The organism is Polaromonas sp. CT11-55, from assembly GCF_047303325.1.
GTDB lineage: Bacteria > Pseudomonadota > Gammaproteobacteria > Burkholderiales > Burkholderiaceae_C > Polaromonas.
The window spans coordinates 51,266-68,453 of record NZ_JBKBEX010000022.1 but is presented as its reverse complement, the minus strand read 5'-3'; the positions used below and the strand labels follow the sequence as shown (position 1 = coordinate 68,453).

Genomic DNA, 17,188 nt, shown 5'->3' with positions numbered 1-17,188 from the left:
ATGGACAAAAAAGACATCCGGATTCTGGAACTGCTGCAAGACGATGCCTCGATGGGGCTCAATGATCTGGCGCAGGCCGTCAGCCTTTCACCGACACCTTGCTGGCGGCGCATCCAGAAGCTGCGCGACGAAGGCGTCATCAGGCAGCAAGTCACCCTGTGCGATCCGGTCAAGCTCAATCTGGGCCTGACCGCTTTCGTGAGCATCCGCGCGAGCCTGCACAACGATGCCTGGACCCAGCGTTTCATCAAAGGCATCGTCGCCATCCGCGAGGTGGTGGAGGTCTACCGGATGACGGGAGACATCGACTACCTGCTCAAGGTGGTAGTGCCCGACATTGCCGGTTACGACAGCGTGTACAAGCGCCTGATCAAAGTCGCCGAGCTGCAGGACGTGAGTTCGGGCTTTGTGATGGAGGTGGTCAAGCACACCACCGCCCTCCCCACGGATTACGCGCTCCAGGCTTGAAGGACCGGCGCTTTAAAACCCCAGCATCGAGCCATCGGCCCGCATGGCCTGCGCGATCAGCCGCATGTCGTGGTCGCTGATGTCGAACAGGCCGAAACGGAACTTGTAGCCCCAGCGCTGGCGGTCCTCCACAAACTCGAAATCATCGAGCAGCGGCAGTATGGACGCTTCCTGCGCGGCTACATAGGCCACGTCACGGCGAAAAGGCACAAAACCGCCGCCCATGTCGAAGGCGTAGGGCTCGCCGGCCCGCACCAGGCCTATGGACACAAAGCGCTGGAGTTTGTCCTTGCCGCCCATGGTCAGCGCGGGCGAGTAGTAGGCCACACGATCGCCGGCCGACATGCGCTTGAGCGGCGCGCACTTGCCGTGGCAGACCTGCATGTAGCCGGTGTCCGGCGTCGCGCACCCGCGCCGCGCATGCTCGGCGCTGGCGACCGCTATCCAGTTCTTGCGGCTCATCGCGGCTCAGGCCAGCGCGTGCAGGCCGACGCGGTTGCCGTCCAGGTCGGTGATGTGGGCGAAAAATCCCAGGCCGGGGGGCAGGGCCTGGCGCGGCAGCGCGATCTTGCCGCCGGCCTTGACGGCGCGCGCCAATGCGGCGTCCAGCGAGGGCGAGGCGTCCAGGTAAATCAGGGTTCCATTCGATGCCGGCGCCGGCGCGGTGGGACCGGCCAACAGTGCGCCGCCCACACCCTCCTCGCGCTCATAGGGAAACACCGCGCCTTCCGACGGGCCCATGGGCTCGCGGCGCATCTTGCACTCGAGCACGGCTTCGTAAAAGGCCTGGGCTTTGTCCAGCTGGGTGCTGGGGATTTCAAACCAGGTGACGGCGTTTTTCATGGGAAGGCTCCTTGTGTGTTGAAGAAGCCTTGATGATGCGGACCTGCTACTGACAACGTCATGTCAGTAGCCTTGCCCGGACGGTTAGGGGGCCAGCGCGTCGTCCAGAACTTCCACCCAATGCCGCACCGGCGTCGCCGTACCGCTTTGTAAATGCGTGATGCAGCCGATATTGGCCGAGATGATGGTGTCGGGCGCCGAGGCCTGCAGGTTGCCCAGCTTGCGGTCGCGCAGCTGGCAGGCGATCTCCGGGTTGAGCACCGAGTAGGTACCGGCCGAGCCGCAGCACAGATGGGATTCGGCGGTGGCCAACGTCACCTTGAAGCCGAGGGCGCCCATCAGCGTCTCCACCCCGCCGCGCAGCTGCTGGCCGTGCTGCAGGGTGCAGGGCGGGTGAAACACCAGCGCGCCGGCTTGGGCCTTGACCTTGCCCTGCAGTTCGCCCACCAGCTCGGGCATCAGCTCGCTGAGGTCGCGCGTGAGTTCGCTGATGCGCGCGGCCTTGGCTGCGTAGGCAGGGTCGCCCTTGAGCAGGTGGCCGTAGTCCTTGACGGTGACGCCGCAGCCCGAGGCGTTCATGACGACGGCTTCCACGCCGCCGCCCTCACCACCCTCACCCGCCGCCACATGCGGCCACCAGGCGTCAATGTTGCGCCGCATCTGGTCCTTGCCGCCTTCCTGGTCGTTGAGGTGGAATTTGACGGCGCCGCAGCAGCCGGCCTTGGGCGCTAGCACGGTTTCAATGCCCGCGGCGTCCAGCACGCGCGCCGTCGCGGCATTGATATTGGGCATCATGGCCGGCTGCACGCAGCCTTCGAGCATCAGCATCTTGCGCGCATGCGTGCGTTGCGGCCAGGCTCCCGCGTCCTGCTTTTTCGGCACCTTGCTTTGAAGGGCTGCGGGCAGCAGGCCGCGCACGGCCTGGCCGGCCTTCATGGCGGGCGCGAACAGCGGCGAGGGCAGGCCCTCTTTCAAGGCCCAGCGCAAGGCCTTCTCGCCGGCCGGGCGCGGCACGCGCTCGTCGACCAGCTTGCGGCCTATGTCGACCAGGTGGCCGTACTCGACGCCGCTTGGGCAGGTGCTTTCGCAGTTGCGGCAGGTGAGGCACCGGTCCAGGTGCAGCTGGGTCTTGCGTGTGGGCGCCTCGCCCTCGAGCACCTGCTTGATCAGGTAGATGCGGCCGCGCGGGCCGTCGAGTTCGTCGCCCAGCAGCTGGTAAGTCGGGCAGGTGGCGGTGCAAAAGCCGCAGTGCACACATTTGCGCAGTATGGCTTCGGCCTCGCGGCCCTCAGCACTGTTCTTGAATTCGGGGGAAAGATGGGTTTGCATAAGGTCAGCGCGCCTCTTTCAGTGCCAGCGCCCTGCGGCGGCGCACACGCCGGAAGTCCGCATACAGGGGCGGCAGGGACAAAGCCAGCAGCATCAGCGCCAGCGGCACGACCCAGATAAAACCGATGTACTTGAAGCCGGCCGCGCCCACCACGCCGCCGGCGATGAACATCGCCAGCAAGGTGCCGAACAGCCGCAGCTTGATACGGTTGGCGCGCACGCGGGATTCGGGCGGGCTGGCCGTATGGTTCCAGTAAAACATCTTGCCGAGCTCTATGCCCAGGTCGGTGATCACGCCGGTCATATGGGTGGTGCGAATCTGCGAGGACGAGATTTTGCTGACCAGCGCGTTCTGCAAGCCCATGGTGAAGGCCAGCACCAGCACGGTCAGCGGCACGGCAAAAGGGGTCTGGCGGTTCAGCGTCGCGCCCAGCAGGCCGAACAGCAGCATCAGCACGGCCTCCAGCAGCAGGGGCAGCGCATATTCGCTGCGCAGGTGATGCTGGCGCGCCCAGTTCACCAGCACGGCGGTCACGGCGGCGCCGGTGGTGAAGGCCAGCAAGGCCCCGACGGCGCCCAGCACCAGCGCCATGTGGCCCAGCACCAGGTTGTCGGCCAGCAGCGAGGCGAAGCCCGTCATGTGCGAGGTGTACATGCCGACCACCAGAAAACCGCCGGCATTGATGGCGCCGGCGTTGAAAGCCAGCAAGCCGCCCAGCAGGCGGTTCATATAGGGCGTGCGGTGCTGCCCGGTCAGGTGGCGAAGGCGTCGCATGGCTTGTTTACCAGTTCGCGTAGAGGCGGCCGGGGTTGAACACCCCGGCCGGGTCGAATTGCTTTTTGAGTTCGCGGTGTATGCGGTCCAGCGGCGGCTTGAGCGCGGAGAACACCGGCACGGATTTGCCGGCCGAGCGGAACAAAGTGGCATGGCCTGAAGCTTGTGCCGCCGCTTCACGGATGAGCCCCGCGTCACCGTCATGCCGCTTCACCCAACGCTGCGCGCCACCCCACTCCACCAGCGTCTCGCCCAGCCCAAGCGGCGGCGCCGTGTCGGGCAGGCTGAGCCGCCACAGCGATTCATCGCCTTGCAAGGCAAAGAAGGGCTGGGCCTGCTCGCGCAGCGCAGTCCAATGGCGGGCCGCGTCGCCGTCCAGAATTTCTCCGCCCATGGATTTTTGCGCGGCGGCGACAGCGGCTTTCGCGCCGCGCAGCCGCACCCACAGGCGGCCCTCTCGCCAGCAGGAGGCGTTGACGGGCAAGGGCATTGCGCCCCAGCGGTTGAGTTGTTGCAAAGCCGCGGCCTCATCCATGTCAAAGACCAGCGTGGCCTCTTGCGGCGCGACCGGCAGGACTTTGAGCGAGACCTCCAGCAGCACGCCCAGGGTACCCAACGAGCCGGCCATCAGGCGCGAGACGTCGTAGCCGGCCACATTCTTCATGACCTGGCCGCCGAAGACCAGGCGTTCGCCCTTGCCGTTGAGCAGCACCACGCCCAGCATGTAGTCGCGCACGGCGCCCACGCCGGCACGCGCCGGACCGCTCAGGCCGCTGGCCACCATGCCGCCCACGGTGGCACCGCCGCCCGCGCCGGCAAAGTGCGGCGGCTCAAAGGGCAGGCACTGGCCTTGGGCAGCCAGCAGCGCCTCGAGTTCGGCCAGCGGCGTGCCGGCGCGCGCGGTGACCACAAGTTCGCTCGGCTCATAACTGGTGATGCCGCTGTGCGGCCGCATATCGAGGATCTCGCCCGTGAGGGCCTGGCCGTAAAAGTCCTTGCTGCCGCCGCCACGCAGGCGCAGTGGCGTGCCGGCGGCCGCGGCAACGCGCACGCGCTCGGCCAGCGCGGCGCTGATGTCGGTGTCTGCAGTCATTGCCACCATGGTAAGCGGCGCCCGCCCGTGCTGGTTTGATTTTTTTGAACGCGGCTTGTTCGGTTTTTTGGGGGCGGCCAAGCCGCAAGTCAGTCCTGGAAGAAATTGACCGGCAGGCCGGGCACCTCGACCTGCATGGAAAACACACAGCCCGAATCGGGGAAGTCCTGCAGTTCCTGCGCGGGCCGGTTATAGCGCGCGGTCGTAAGGTACAGGGTTTTGAGGTCGTCGCCGCCGAAGCAGGGCATGGTGGGGCAGCGCGCCGGCACGGCAAACTCGGCCAGCAGCGCACCGGCGGGCGAGAGCTTGAGCATGCGCCCGCCCTCAAACATCGCGACGTAGTAATTGCCCTCGCGGTCCACCGCGGCGCCGTCGGGCCGCCCGCCGTAGCCGGCCATGCCCGGCTGCCAGCCTTCGGGTTTGCCGGGCCACTGCGCAAACACGCGGGGCTCGGTCATGAGGTTGCGCTCGGCGTCCCAGTTCCAGGCACGAATGATATGGCGCGGCGTGTCGGACCAGTAGACCGTGGCGGCGTCAGGCGACCAGGCCAGGCCGTTGGAGATGATGGCGTCGCCCACCTTGCGCTCGACCACGGGGGCGCGGCCGCCACGGCAGTCCAGCGAGAACAGCTCGGCCGTGGACTTGTCGCGCGGCTCGTACATGGTGCCGGCCCAGAAGCGCCCCATCGGGTCGGCCTTGCCGTCGTTAAAGCGCGTGGTCGCCGTGTCGTGGTCGGCCCGCATGAGCTGGCGCAGTTCACCGCCCCACTCTTTCGCGCGGTAAATGCCGTCGCGCAGCGCGACCACCAGGCCCCCGCTGCGCGCCGGCGCGATGCTGCCGGGCTCGGAGGGCATGGCCCAGCTTTGCACCGTGCCCATGAAGACGTTGCAGCGGTGCAGCTGCCTGCCGGGAATGTCTATCCAGTACAGCATCTGCTCGTCGGGATGCCAGAACGGGGATTCGCCGAGTCCGCTGGGCGGTGCAGCAAGGGTTTGCCAGGTCATGAGGGGGCCTTCGCGTGGGTGTGGACAGCCGTCACTGTAACGCCCCCAAAAAAAACAGCCCACCGGTTTGCACCGGCGGGCTGAACATCCAAAGGAGACTCTCAGTAAATATCGGGTGGGACCGGGCCGCCTCCAAGGCGGCCCGTCCGCCGCATCAGCGGTTGTAAGCGGTTTCGCCGTGGGACGTGATGTCCAGGCCTTCGCGCTCGTCTTCTTCGCTGACACGCAGGCCGATGGTCAGATCCACCACCTTGTAGGCGATGAAGGACACCACACCGGACCAGACGATGGTGATCAGCACGGCCTTGGCCTGGATCCAGAGCTGGCTGGCGATGGAATAAGCGTCGGGCGTCACAGCCGCAGCGGTCACCCAGTCGCCCACGGCGCTTGGGCCGCCGAGTGCCGGCGAGTTGAACACACCGGTGAGCAATGCGCCCAGGATACCGCCCACGCCGTGCACGCCGAACACGTCCAGCGAGTCGTCGGCGCCCAGCAGTTTCTTCAGGCCGTTCACGCCCCAGAGGCAGGCGAAGCCGGCGACCAGGCCGATGACCAGGCCGCCGCCGATGCCGACGTTGCCGGCTGCGGGGGTGATGGCCACCAGGCCGGCGACGGCGCCGGATGCGGCGCCCAGCATGGAGGCCTTGCCGCGCATCAGCGCTTCACCGACGCACCAGGCCAGCACGGCGGCTGCCGTGGCGCCCAGGGTGTTCATAAAGGCCAGGGCGGCGAAACCGTTGGCTTCCAGGGCAGAGCCGGCGTTGAAGCCGAACCAGCCCACCCACAGCAGCGCGGCGCCGACCATGGTCAGGGTCAGGCTGTGAGGCGCCATGGCTTCCTTGCCGTAGCCGATGCGCTTGCCGATGCAGAAGGCACCGACCAGGCCGGCAACGGCGGCGTTGATGTGCACCACGGTACCGCCCGCGAAGTCCAGGGCGCCCATTTGCCAGATGTAGCCGGCCTTGCCGTTCATCGCATCGACCACTTCCTTGCCGGTGTAAGCGTCAGGGCCCATCCAGAACCAGACCATGTGGGCGATAGGCGCATAGCTGAAGGTGAACCAGATGGCCATGAACAGCAGCACGGCGGAGAACTTGATACGTTCGGCGAAGGCGCCGACGATCAGCGTGCAGGTGATGCCGGCAAACGTGGCCTGGAAGGCGGCGAACACGATCTCGGGGATCACGACACCCTTGCTGAAGGTCGCGCCGTTGGCGAAAGTGCCCGCGACGTTGTCCCAGATGCCCTTCATGAAGAGCCGGTCGAAGCCGCCGAAGAAAGCGTTGCCCTCGGTGAAGGCCAGGCTGTAGCCGTAGATGAACCACAGCACCACGATCATCGAGAAGGTGACCATGACCTGCATCAGCACCGACAGCATGTTCTTGCTGCGGACCAGGCCGCCGTAGAACAGCGCCAGGCCGGGCACGGTCATCATGATGACCAGCAGCGTGGAGACCATCATCCAGGCGGTGTCGCCCTTGTTGGGAACAGGCGCCGGCGCTGCGGAGGCGGCCGCTGCAGGCGCGGAAGCCGCTGCGGCAGCGGCCGGGGCGGCGGCAGCCGAGGCTGCTGGCGCGGCGGAAGCGGCCGCTTCAGCCGGTTTGGCTTCGGCTGCCGAAGCGGCGGGCGCGGCGGCCGGTGCTTGTGCCATGACGGCGCCTGTCGTCAGCAGGCTCAGTCCCAATACAAGGGAAGCAAGTAGTTTTTTCATGTCGATGTTCTCTTCTCGTTTTGTGTGGATTGAGCCTTACAGCGCTTCCTTGCCGGTTTCACCGGTGCGTATGCGCACGACCTGCTCGAGGTTGTAAACAAAGACCTTGCCGTCGCCGATCTTGCCGGTGCGGGCCGCGCCCTCGACCGCTTCGATCACGCGGTCCACCAGGTCGTCGGAGACAGCCGCCTCGATCTTGACCTTGGGCAAGAAGTCGACGACATATTCCGCGCCGCGGTACAGCTCGGTGTGGCCTTTCTGGCGCCCGAAGCCCTTGACTTCAGTGACCGTGATGCCTTGCACGCCAATACCGGACAGCGCTTCCCGCACTTCGTCCAGCTTGAACGGTTTGATGATGGCCGTTACGAGTTTCATGTTCAGGTTTCCTCCAAGGATGAATAAAGAAGCGGCCCCTCGGTGCGCCACTCCAGCTGCTTTACGGTTTTTGTGGGCGTAAAGATCAGGCGCTCTGAGTCAGGGATTTCGACGGTGCGGAAATGGTCCTATTCCCAGATTCCACGAAGTCTTCGTAGCACGTACCGTGCCAAAGCAAGCCCCTTTAGCGGGCGCGGTCCACCCGCTTCGCCCTTGCCACGTTGAACCCTGGGATCCAAAAAAATACGATAAGCACCAGATTGGGGCGTGAATCACGCACAACTTTGGAGCATCACCAGGGAGTTCATTCATGAGTTTGTCTTTAGTGCACAGCCGCGCCTTGCTGGGGCTGGAGGCGCGGCCCGTACGCGTCGAGGTCCATCTGGCCAATGGCCTGCCCAGCTTCACGCTGGTCGGCCTGGCCGAAACCGAGGTCAAGGAGGCACGCGAACGCGTGCGCTCCGCCATCCAGAACACCGGCCTGGAGTTTCCCGCCAATAAAAGAATCACCGTCAACCTCGCGCCGGCCGACCTGCCCAAGGATTCCGGCCGCTTCGACCTGCCGATTGCCCTGGGCATCCTGGCGGCCAGCGGCCAGGTCGATGCCCGCAAACTGGAAGGCTATGAATTCGCGGGGGAGCTGTCTCTGGGCGGGGACCTGCGGCCCGTGCGCGGCGCGCTGGCCATGAGCCTGGCGCTGGCCCGCCCCGCGCGCGACACCGCCGATGCTGAAAAACTGCCCAAATTGGTGCTACCGGACGCCAGCGCGCAGGAAGCGGCCCTGGTGCCTGGCGCGGAAATCTTCCGAGCGCTGCACCTGCTCGACGTGGTCAGGCAGTTTTTGCCGGGGGATGCCCCCGTGGAGGCGCTGGATGGCTGGTCGCAAGTGAAGCCGGTGCCGGCGCCCCCGCAGTCAGCCTACCCGGACATGGCCGACGTCAAAGGCCAGGCCGCCGCCCGGCGCGCGCTGGAAATCGCGGCCGCCGGCGGCCACAGCGTGCTCATGATGGGAGCGCCCGGCTCCGGCAAGTCCATGCTGGCGCAACGCTTTGCCGGCCTGCTGCCGGCCATGAGCACCGAAGAAGCGCTGGAAAGCGCGGCGGTGGCCTCCCTGGGCGGCCGCTTTTCGCTGGATAAGTGGGCGCTGCGCCCGACCTGCGCGCCCCACCATACCGCCAGTGCCGTAGCCCTGGTCGGCGGCGGCTCGCCGCCCCGGCCCGGCGAGATTTCGCTGGCGCATCGTGGAGTACTCTTCCTTGACGAACTGCCCGAGTTCCCGCGCGCGGCGCTGGAGGCGCTGCGCGAGCCGCTGGAATCCGGCAGCATCACCATCTCGCGGGCCGCCCAGCGCGCCGAGTTCCCGGCCCGCTTCCAGCTGGTCGCGGCCATGAACCCCTGCCCCTGCGGCTACCTGGGCTCCAGCCTGCGAGCCTGCCGCTGCTCGCCCGAGCAGATCTCGCGTTACCAGGGCAAACTCAGCGGCCCGCTGCTGGACCGCATAGACCTGCATGTGGAAGTCGGCGCCCTGGCGGCCGATGAACTGGTGAACGCGCCGCCCGGCGAGGCCACGGCCGATGTCCGGCGCCGCGTCGTCGCGGCGCGCGAGCGCGCCCTGGGCCGGCAAGGCAGCACCAACCAGGCGCTGACAGGCCAAGCCATAGACGCGCAATGCCAGCTCGATGATGCGGCCGCCAAATTCCTCAACACCGCGGCCGCCCGCCTGGGCTGGTCGGGGCGCAGCATTCACCGCTGCCTGAAAGTCGCCAGGACGATTGCCGACCTGGCCGGCACGCAGGTGGTGCAGACGGTCCACGTCGCGGAGGCGGTGCAGTATCGGCGGGCGCTCAAGGCCGCCCAGTGAGGGCCTGACGCCTCAGTCCACGCGCAGCCTGCGCGCCTTGCGGGCCTTCCACCAACGCGAAAGATGCACCTTCAAGTCATGGCGCGGGTGGGTGATGCGCCGGATCGCGCTCACGTAGTCGAGCGCCAGCCCCGGCGTCCAGGCCATGGCCTCGGCGCGCACGCGGGCGCTGCCGGCCATCCAGACGTCGGGATGCAAGGCAAGCCGCAGCAGGGTCCGCCAGAACGGCTTGTCCGCAAAAACGCCTTCCATGGCCGCGTCCACGGCCTGCGTCACCACGACAGAGCAATTGCGATGGGTAAGGTTGTAGGTGTCGTCCTGGCGATACACGTCCCAGAAGGCCTGGAGGTAGCTGCGGTTGTAGACGCGGAAATGCAGCTTGTGTGTGGAAGGACGAGTCGCCGCGGCCTCTTCGGCATAGGACGGCAGCCAGACGCCGGGATGGTCGTTTCCGGAGGTGGCGCGCAGGTGGCGGGCCAGGTTGGCCTGCGTGATGGTCAGGCGAACCCGCGGGTGGTGGCTGATGTAGAGGCCGTCCTCACATTCGAGCGCGACATGGCCTGTCGACACACGGCCCTTCTTCGTCATGGAGGCGATGTAGCGTTCAATCAGCGGAAGGCGTATGCGGTCCTTGTCGTCGTCCACCGCGTCGACCGCCGTCCAGACATGCACGATCATGTGCCCGGCGGCGGCATTCGCGGCCAGCGTCTCGGCCGTGGCCGGCGCCGCATCGGGTTGCAGCACCCGGGTGCCGCTGTAAAGCTCGACGGCCGCCAGCCGGGAGCCGCGCGGCAGGCGCCGCAGCCGCCAGGCCCCGCGCATCAGGATGTGGCCGCCCACGACCAGCGCGAGGCCCGTGCACAGCGACACATTCATGCTCGAGGGCACCGGCCAGTTGGTCAGCATCAGCAGCGCCATGACCAGGTAGGCCCAGCCTATCAGGTTGGACTTGCGCCAGCTCGGGTAGCGAATCAGCCAGCTGGAGGCGATGCGGATCAGGCCGTTGAAGGTGAAAGCAGCGCCGAACAGGATGCCGGCGGCAATCGAGTTGTCCCAGGGAAAATCGAGCACCAGGCAGGCGAACACCACCATGGCCGCGCCGCGCAGCATCTCAAAACGGCGCCGCTCCCGCGCGTGGGTGGCGCCTACCACCAACTCGACCACTCCCTGAGCCAGCAGCACAGCGCCCAGCACCCAGGTGGCCACGTCGGCCACGCCATCGACCAGATCGACCAGAAGCAGGATGCCGAAGAGGGCGGTCAGCACACCCGCCGCCATGAAAATTTTCCAGCGCTTGACCAGCGCGTCGCCGCCAAAAAGAATCAACGCAAGTCTGAACATATTCTTCTTCTGCTTTGCCGCCGCACCCGCGCCCCAAGGCGGCCGGCGTGGCCGGGCTTCATTTCAAAGCGGGGAAATCCACCACATAGGCATCCATGGGCAAAGCCGCGCGCTGCGGGCCCTGCCGGGGCAGCGACTGGACGAGCACCTTGCCCTGCTCCGTGGCATCGGTGGCCAGCCCCTTGACGACAAAGGCGTCGATCACATAAGGCAGGCCCTGGGACGACAGCGGGCCCATGCCGTCCGACACATGGAAATGCAGGTGCGGCGCCGTGGTGTTGCCCGAATTGCCCAGCAGCGCCAGCACCTGGCCGCGCTTGACGCGGTCGCCGATGCGCACCTTGAGTGAACCGGGCTGCAAGTGGGCGTAAAACGCGTAGTAGCCACGGCCCAGATCCAGCACCACGTGGTTGCCGGTGACGTTCTGCATGGTGGTGTCGGGCGGCAAGGCGTTGGGCACACGCTCGGGCAGGCCGTCGAGCACGGACACGACCTTGGCGTCGGCCACGGCAATGGCTTTTTGTCCATAGGTGGGCCAGTTTTCGTTCTTGTTGCTGTCGCCGTTGCTTTGCTGCGAGTTCGCGTCCAGCTTGATCCAGTCGATGGCAAAGCGCTGGCTCACATACAGCACGCCATTGACGGGAATGCCAGCGCGCCGGTGCGGGATTTCCTTGCAGCAGCCGTTGAAAGCCACCCAGCCCGTGCCCTCCAGCGGCGGGCCTATCAGCGGCGCCGGCCGGGTGCTGAGGGCCACGTTGCCGCCGGTCTGCGTGGTCTGGACCGTGCCTTCGCTCGCGGGTTTGACGGCAGCCGTGAGCTTGACCTCGGCGCCGGCCGTCACCACGCGGTGCGACAGCGCTTTCGGCAGGGGCTGGCCGGGCTCCAACACCACGTCGATCCAGAAAAATCCGGCCTGGGCCGCGTCAAGGCTGTCGGTGGCGGCGCCGCCCAGCAGGGAGAAAGTGCGCGCCACTTCGGCGCCGGACACGCTGGCCAGCACCTTGCCGGAGCCGGCGTCCAGCACTTCCAGCGACACCAGCTTGACCGGCACGGCGCGCGCGTTGATCACCTGCAGTTCGTAGTCGATATGCACCCGCCCGTCGGCGCCGAGAAACGGCACGGGGCGCGAGGCGGCACCGAGCAACACAGGAGTGTTCTGGTCGCGTGCGCCCGCGAACTCAAGCTGGTCCAGGCCCTCCTTGGGCCCGGCCGCCATCGCCCGAAAACTGCCGGCAAACAGGAGCGAGGCCAGCAGGAGCATGAAAAAACGCCGCATGCGATCCTCCTTGTGATGGGCCGGGTCATCATAGCGCCAAGCCCTTGGAGAGCGGACGTAAAAAAGCCCCGCAACAGAGGTGCTGCGGGGCTTTGCTGGGATGGATCAGCGGCTGTAGTAAGGAGCGGGCTCCGCCGGTTGCGCGGCGACGGGCGCGGGCGGCGGCTTGGGACCGTAAACGGCGCCGTCGTTGGTGCGCAGCACATTGCCTTCCACCGTCACGCGGCTACCCACGCTGGGGGCGCGTGCCACTTCCACCATGCGCTGTGAACCGTCCTCCATGCGCACGCCGACCTGGTAGACGGTTTCCTTGCGCATATGGCCTTCGATCGCGTTGCCGGCAAAACCGCCGCCAACCGCGCCCAGAATGGTGGCCGCAGTGCGGCCGCCGCCATGGCCGATCTGGTTGCCGAGCACCGCACCCAGTACGCCACCGGCAACGGCGCCCGCGCCGACACCGGCGGGTTTGGTGGAGCGTTCGACGGGCGTGACCGATTCAACAGCGCCGCACACATGGCAGACCGCGGCCACGGCGACCGGTGCCGGCGTGGGGCCGGGAGCGGGCGAAATGCCGGCGTAGCTGGGCGCGGGTGCCGGTTTAGGCGTGGGCTTGGCCACCTTCTTGGCGGGAACGGGTGCGGGCTTGGCGGGAGCGGCGGCCGGCTTCTCCGCCAGGTCGTCGGCGGCGCTGGCGCTGCTGCTGGCCGCGGCCAGGGGCGCGGCCGCTTGCGGCGTCGCCTGCGGGGCGGCCAGCGCCACCGGTGGCGTGGGGGCGCCGACCGGGTTGCGCATCTGGTAAATCATGGTGCCGCCCATGGCCAGGACGGCGAAGCCCAGAATGCCAACAGCGGCCCACAGGGGCTTGTTGGCCGAGGAGGCCTGCTGGCCGGGCTGGAGGTTTTCAGTGGATGTGTTCATGGCAATTCCCTCAAGTGAGATCAGATCGCTTGTTCAACGTTTCCCATGCCGTGAAAGTAAACAGGCTTTGACAAGCGGCTGTGTATTTTTGTAAACGCCGCTTATTCTGCGGCAAAGTCGCCGTAAACGCGAACGACGGCGCCCCTCCTGAAAGCTGTTGTTCCAGAAGGGTTCCGGGTGGTTCTTAAAGGTTCGGTGCGAGCAGGCGCTGCAGTTCATCCGCCTTGAGGCCGCGCCGCTGCGCCAGGTCCTGCAGCTGGTCGTCGCCTATCTTGCCGACGTTGAAATAGGTGCTTTGCGGGTGGCTGAGGTAAAAGCCGCTGACGCTGGCCGCCGGCGTCATGGCCAGGCTTTCGGTCAGGGCCATGCCGATCTCGCCGGCCTTGAGCAGTTCGAACATCTCTTTCTTGACGCTGTGGTCCGGGCAGGCCGGGTAGCCGGGCGCCGGGCGTATGCCCTGGTATTTTTCGGCGATCAGCGCCTCGCTGTCCAGCGATTCGGCGGACGCATAGCCCCACAGGTCCTTGCGCACGCGCTGGTGCAGGCTTTCGGCGAAAGCCTCTGCCAGGCGGTCGGCCAGCGCCTTGAGCATGATGGACGAGTAGTCGTCGTGGTCGTCGAGGAAGTACTTTTCCTTCTTCTCGGCGCCTATGCCGGCGGTCACGGCGAAGACGCCGATGTAGTCGGAAACGCCCTTGGGCGCGACGAAATCTGCGAGGCAGCGGCTGGGCCGCATCACGCCGTCGATCGCGGTTTTTTCGGTCTGCTGGCGCAGGCCGTACCAGGTCATGGCGACTTCGCTGCGCGTCTCGTCGGTGTAGATCTCGATGTCGTCGCCCACGCTGTTGGCCGGGTAAAGCGCCATCACGCCGTTGGCGGTCAGCCAGCGGCCTTCAATGAGGCGCTTGAGCATGCGCTGCGCGTCACCGTACACACGCACGGCCTCGGTGCCCACCACCTCGTCTTTCAGGATGGCAGGGAAAGGACCGGCCAGGTCCCAGGTCTGGAAGAAGGGGCCCCAGTCGATGTAGTGCGCGAGTTCGGCGAGATCGAAGTTCTTGAACACGCGCCGGCCGATGAACTTGGGCACGGGCGGCGTGTAGCCGGCCCAGTCCATCGGCGTGGCATTGGCGCGCGCCTTGGCCAGCGGCCACATCGGCACCTGCTTTTTGTTGGCGTGCTGGGTGCGCACCTTGTCGTAGTCGGCGTAGAGCTCGTCGATGTATTTGGCCGCCTGGTCGGACAGCAGGCTTTGCGCCACGCTCACGCTTCGGGATGCGTCGGGCACATAGACCACCGGGCCTTCGTAGTGCGGCGAGATCTTGACGGCCGTGTGCACCCGGCTGGTGGTGGCGCCGCCTATCAGCAGCGGGATTTTCTTGATGCGGAAATGCTCGTCCTTCTGCATTTCGGCGGCCACGTACTGCATTTCCTCCAGGCTGGGCGTGATCAGGCCGGACAGCCCGACGATGTCGGCGCCCTCGACCTTGGCGCGCGCCAGGATCTCGTGGCAGGGCACCATCACGCCCATGTTGACGACCTCGAAGTTGTTGCACTGCAGGACCACCGTGACAATGTTCTTGCCGATGTCGTGCACGTCGCCCTTGACGGTGGCGATGATGATCTTGCCCTTGGTCTTGACGTCGCCGCCGGCGGCTTCCAGCTGCAGCTTTTCGGCCTCGATGTAAGGCAACAGGTGCGCCACGGCCTGTTTCATCACGCGGGCGCTCTTGACCACCTGGGGCAGGAACATCTTGCCCTGGCCGAACAGGTCGCCGACCACGTTCATGCCGTCCATCAGCGGGCCTTCGATGACGTGCAGCGGCCGGCCGCCCCCGGCCAGAATCTCCCGGTACATTTCCTCGGTGTCTTCGGTGATGAACTCGTTCATGCCGTGGACCAGCGCATGCGACAGGCGCTGGCGCACCGGCAGGGCGCGCCATTCGTTTTTCTTGCTGTCGTCCTTGGCGCCGCTTTTTGCGGTTTCGGCCACTTCGATCAGTCGCTCGCTGGGCGTGAGCTCGGGTTCGCCCGGCTTGTAGACAGGCGTGCGGTTGAGCACCACGTCCTCGACGCGCTCGCGCAGCACCGGGTCCAGGTCGTCGTAGACGCCGACCATACCGGCATTGACGATGCCCATGTCCATGCCGGCCTGGATCGCGTGGTAGAGAAACACGGTGTGGATGGCTTCGCGCACCGGGTCGTTGCCGCGAAAACTGAAGGACACGTTGGACACGCCGCCCGAGACCTTGGCGCCGGGCAGGTTCTGCTTGATCCAGCGCGTGGCGTTGATGAAGTCGACCGCGTAGTTGTTGTGCTCCTCGATGCCGGTGGCGATGGCGAAGATGTTGGGGTCGAAGATGATGTCCTCGGGCGGGAAGTCGAGTTCGTCGACCAGCACGCGGTAGGCGCGCTCGCAGATCTCGATCTTGCGCTCGTAGGTGTCGGCCTGGCCTTTTTCGTCGAAGGCCATCACCACGGCCGCCGCGCCGTAGCGCTTGAGCAGCTTGGCCTGCTGCTTGAAAGGCTCCAGGCCCTCTTTCATCGAGATCGAATTGACGATGCCCTTGCCCTGGATGCAGCGCAGGCCGGCTTCGATGACGCTCCACTTGGAGCTGTCGATCATGATGGGCACCCGGGCGATGTCGGGTTCGCTGGCGATCAGATTCAGGAAGCGCACCATGGCGGCCTGGCTGTCCAGCATGGCCTCGTCCATGTTGATGTCGATGATCTGCGCGCCGTTTTCCACCTGCTGGCGGGCCACCGCCAGGGCCTGCTCGTATTCGCCATTGAGAATCATGCGGGCGAAGGCCTTGGAGCCGGTGACGTTGGTGCGCTCGCCGATGTTGACGAACAGGGTGCCCGCGCCTATGTCGACCGGCTCCAGACCGGACAGCTTCATGGGGGGAACAGGGACGGAATTTTCGGTTTCGGACACGGACTCACCTTGAGGCTAAGGTGAGCGTCGTTGCCGCGGGCAGCGCCGGAAGGGCCGCCCGTAACCCAAGCCTGACGGACGCTAAGGTCCGCTGCAACGCTCCTTGGGTTGGCCTTATTTTAAGGGCTGAACGCCCTATTGCGCCATTTTCCGGTGCGAAGCCCCGGGAAATGGCGTGCCTGCTTAATCCAGCTTGATCTTGGCGACCTTGATCAGGCGGCCGTAATCGGCATGCTCTTTCATGACCATATAGGCAAAGTCCGCCGAGGTCATGGGGCTGGGCGTGGCGCTCATGCGGGCGAACTTTTCGGCCGTGTCGGGCGTGTTGAGCGCGGCGGCGAAGGCCTTTTGCAGCTGGTCCGTCGTGGCTTTTGGCAGGTTGGCCGGGCCGAAGATGCCGAACCAGGTGCTGATGTGGAAACCGGGCAGCACGTCATTGATGGTGGGAATCTCGGTGAAGCTGCTGGAGCGGTTGATGGTGGTCACGCCGAAGGCCACCAGCTTGCCTGACTTGATGTTGGCGCTGGCGGAGGCCAGGTTGTCGAACATCAGGTCGGTCTGGCCGGACAGCAGGCTGGCCTGCGCCTGGGCCGAGCCGCTGGAAGGCAGGTGCACCACGCTGATTTTGGCCAGGCTTTTGAACAGCTCGCCGGCGAGGTGGCCGGCGCTGCCGTTGCCGCCCGAGGCATAGTTCAGCCGGCCGGGGTTCTTGCGCGCGTAGGCGATCAGGTCCTTGGTGTCCTTGATGTTCAGGCGCTTGGCCGTCTCGGCGTTCATGACCAGCACATTGGGCACGCGGGCCACCAGCGTGATGGGCGTGAAGTCTTTCAACGCGTCATAAGGCATGTTGGGGTACAGCCAGGGGTTGATGGCATGGGTGGCCACCGCGCCCATGACCAGCGTATGGCCGTCGGCCGGCGCTTTGGCAACCAGCGCGGCACCCACATTGCCGCCCGAACCGGGCCGGTTGTCGACCACTACTTCGGTCTTGAGCAGGGGGCGGAGCTTGTCGGCCAGGATGTGCGCGGCATTGTCCAGCGGGCCGCCGGCCGGGTAAGGGACGACGATGGTGACGGGCTTTTGCGGCACCAGTTGCGCCTGGGCCGCCAGAGTGACGGTGGCCACGGCGAATGCCGCGGCGATCTTGATGAATGAACGCACGTTCAGGTTTCCTTTGTGATGATGGGTTGTCAGGCCGCGGGCGGCTGCGGGACACAGCGCCGAAAAGTGAAAGCCAGGCCGGACAAGCGGGCCTG

The 17,188-nt window shown here is 66.1% G+C and carries 15 protein-coding genes and 1 riboswitch; of the genes, 2 read left to right on the top strand and 13 right to left on the bottom strand.

The genetic code is table 11. The annotated features are described in order from the left end of the window. Window positions 1–468, top strand: a complete 468-nt coding sequence (locus tag ACEN8I_RS18265; RefSeq protein ID WP_413329993.1) for an Lrp/AsnC family transcriptional regulator — start codon at window positions 1–3, stop codon at window positions 466–468. Window positions 469–480: 12 nt separating this feature from the next. Here ACEN8I_RS18265 and ACEN8I_RS18260 read toward each other — a convergent pair whose 3' ends face one another. From ACEN8I_RS18260 to glnK, 8 genes are all read right to left on the bottom strand, one after another. After that, on the bottom strand, window positions 481–930 hold the full coding sequence (locus ACEN8I_RS18260; protein WP_413329992.1) for an EVE domain-containing protein: 450 nt from the start codon (window positions 928–930) through the stop codon (window positions 481–483). 6 nt (window positions 931–936) lie between these two features. Further along, on the bottom strand, window positions 937–1,311 hold the full coding sequence (locus ACEN8I_RS18255; protein WP_413329991.1) for a VOC family protein: 375 nt from the start codon (window positions 1,309–1,311) through the stop codon (window positions 937–939). Window positions 1,312–1,395: 84 nt separating this feature from the next. Beyond that, window positions 1,396–2,640, bottom strand: coding sequence for a glycolate oxidase subunit GlcF (gene glcF, locus ACEN8I_RS18250; RefSeq protein WP_413329990.1), 1,245 nt, complete (start codon window positions 2,638–2,640; stop codon window positions 1,396–1,398). 4 nt (window positions 2,641–2,644) lie between these two features. Continuing rightward, window positions 2,645–3,415, bottom strand: a complete 771-nt coding sequence (locus ACEN8I_RS18245) for a YoaK family protein (protein WP_413329989.1) — start codon at window positions 3,413–3,415, stop codon at window positions 2,645–2,647. Window positions 3,416–3,422: 7 nt separating this feature from the next. After that, on the bottom strand, window positions 3,423–4,517 hold the full coding sequence (gene glcE, locus ACEN8I_RS18240; RefSeq protein WP_413329988.1) for a glycolate oxidase subunit GlcE: 1,095 nt from the start codon (window positions 4,515–4,517) through the stop codon (window positions 3,423–3,425). Window positions 4,518–4,597: 80 nt separating this feature from the next. Continuing rightward, complete coding sequence (locus ACEN8I_RS18235; protein ID WP_413329987.1) at window positions 4,598–5,512, bottom strand: SMP-30/gluconolactonase/LRE family protein; 915 nt, start codon at window positions 5,510–5,512, stop codon at window positions 4,598–4,600. Window positions 5,513–5,666: 154 nt separating this feature from the next. Beyond that, window positions 5,667–7,223, bottom strand: coding sequence for an ammonium transporter (locus ACEN8I_RS18230; RefSeq protein WP_413329986.1), 1,557 nt, complete (start codon window positions 7,221–7,223; stop codon window positions 5,667–5,669). Between the two features lie 36 nt (window positions 7,224–7,259). Then, window positions 7,260–7,598, bottom strand: a complete 339-nt coding sequence (gene glnK / locus ACEN8I_RS18225) for a P-II family nitrogen regulator (RefSeq protein ID WP_007873831.1) — start codon at window positions 7,596–7,598, stop codon at window positions 7,260–7,262. Between the two features lie 310 nt (window positions 7,599–7,908). On the opposite strand from glnK, the gene ACEN8I_RS18220 reads away from it, so the two are divergent. Further along, window positions 7,909–9,459, top strand: a complete 1,551-nt coding sequence (locus ACEN8I_RS18220) for a YifB family Mg chelatase-like AAA ATPase (RefSeq protein WP_413329985.1) — start codon at window positions 7,909–7,911, stop codon at window positions 9,457–9,459. A gap of 12 nt (window positions 9,460–9,471) precedes the next feature. Here ACEN8I_RS18220 and ACEN8I_RS18215 read toward each other — a convergent pair whose 3' ends face one another. The 5 genes from ACEN8I_RS18215 to ACEN8I_RS18195 all read right to left on the bottom strand — a co-directional run bounded on the left by ACEN8I_RS18215 (window position 9,472) and on the right by ACEN8I_RS18195 (window position 17,093). Further along, entirely contained in the window at window positions 9,472–10,800 is a 1,329-nt protein-coding gene (locus ACEN8I_RS18215) for an HdeD family acid-resistance protein (protein ID WP_413329984.1), read from the bottom strand. Window positions 10,801–10,858: 58 nt separating this feature from the next. Next, window positions 10,859–12,076 carry a M23 family metallopeptidase gene (locus ACEN8I_RS18210; RefSeq protein ID WP_413329983.1) on the bottom strand — a complete coding sequence of 406 codons (1,218 nt, stop codon included), beginning with the start codon at window positions 12,074–12,076 and terminating at the stop codon, window positions 10,859–10,861. Between the two features lie 105 nt (window positions 12,077–12,181). Further along, complete coding sequence (locus ACEN8I_RS18205; RefSeq protein WP_413329982.1) at window positions 12,182–12,994, bottom strand: glycine zipper 2TM domain-containing protein; 813 nt, start codon at window positions 12,992–12,994, stop codon at window positions 12,182–12,184. 184 nt (window positions 12,995–13,178) lie between these two features. Next, the gene (gene metH / locus ACEN8I_RS18200; protein ID WP_413329981.1) at window positions 13,179–15,932 is read right to left on the bottom strand and encodes a methionine synthase; all 2,754 of its coding nucleotides are present in this window, start codon (window positions 15,930–15,932) and stop codon (window positions 13,179–13,181) included. Window positions 15,933–15,947: 15 nt separating this feature from the next. Next, window positions 15,948–16,043: riboswitch (S-adenosyl-L-homocysteine riboswitch) on the bottom strand. Window positions 16,044–16,115: 72 nt separating this feature from the next. Next, complete coding sequence (locus ACEN8I_RS18195) at window positions 16,116–17,093, bottom strand: Bug family tripartite tricarboxylate transporter substrate binding protein (RefSeq protein ID WP_413329979.1); 978 nt, start codon at window positions 17,091–17,093, stop codon at window positions 16,116–16,118. Between the last annotated feature and the right edge of the window lie 95 nt (window positions 17,094–17,188).

What these genes read in the sequence shown, in the direction of transcription:
- ACEN8I_RS18245 (WP_413329989.1), bottom strand. Translation starts at nt 3,415, where the DNA reads ATGCGACGCCTTCGCCACCTGACCGGGCAGCACCGCACGCCCTATATG.
- ACEN8I_RS18255 (WP_413329991.1), bottom strand. Translation starts at nt 1,311, where the DNA reads ATGAAAAACGCCGTCACCTGGTTTGAAATCCCCAGCACCCAGCTGGAC.
- glcE (WP_413329988.1), bottom strand. Translation starts at nt 4,517, where the DNA reads ATGGTGGCAATGACTGCAGACACCGACATCAGCGCCGCGCTGGCCGAG.
- ACEN8I_RS18220 (WP_413329985.1), top strand. Translation starts at nt 7,909, where the DNA reads ATGAGTTTGTCTTTAGTGCACAGCCGCGCCTTGCTGGGGCTGGAGGCG.
- ACEN8I_RS18265 (WP_413329993.1), top strand. Translation starts at nt 1, where the DNA reads ATGGACAAAAAAGACATCCGGATTCTGGAACTGCTGCAAGACGATGCC.
- ACEN8I_RS18210 (WP_413329983.1), bottom strand. Translation starts at nt 12,076, where the DNA reads ATGCGGCGTTTTTTCATGCTCCTGCTGGCCTCGCTCCTGTTTGCCGGC.
- glcF (WP_413329990.1), bottom strand. Translation starts at nt 2,640, where the DNA reads ATGCAAACCCATCTTTCCCCCGAATTCAAGAACAGTGCTGAGGGCCGC.
- glnK (WP_007873831.1), bottom strand. Translation starts at nt 7,598, where the DNA reads ATGAAACTCGTAACGGCCATCATCAAACCGTTCAAGCTGGACGAAGTG.
- ACEN8I_RS18260 (WP_413329992.1), bottom strand. Translation starts at nt 930, where the DNA reads ATGAGCCGCAAGAACTGGATAGCGGTCGCCAGCGCCGAGCATGCGCGG.
- ACEN8I_RS18205 (WP_413329982.1), bottom strand. Translation starts at nt 12,994, where the DNA reads ATGAACACATCCACTGAAAACCTCCAGCCCGGCCAGCAGGCCTCCTCG.
- ACEN8I_RS18215 (WP_413329984.1), bottom strand. Translation starts at nt 10,800, where the DNA reads ATGTTCAGACTTGCGTTGATTCTTTTTGGCGGCGACGCGCTGGTCAAG.
- ACEN8I_RS18230 (WP_413329986.1), bottom strand. Translation starts at nt 7,223, where the DNA reads ATGAAAAAACTACTTGCTTCCCTTGTATTGGGACTGAGCCTGCTGACG.
- ACEN8I_RS18235 (WP_413329987.1), bottom strand. Translation starts at nt 5,512, where the DNA reads ATGACCTGGCAAACCCTTGCTGCACCGCCCAGCGGACTCGGCGAATCC.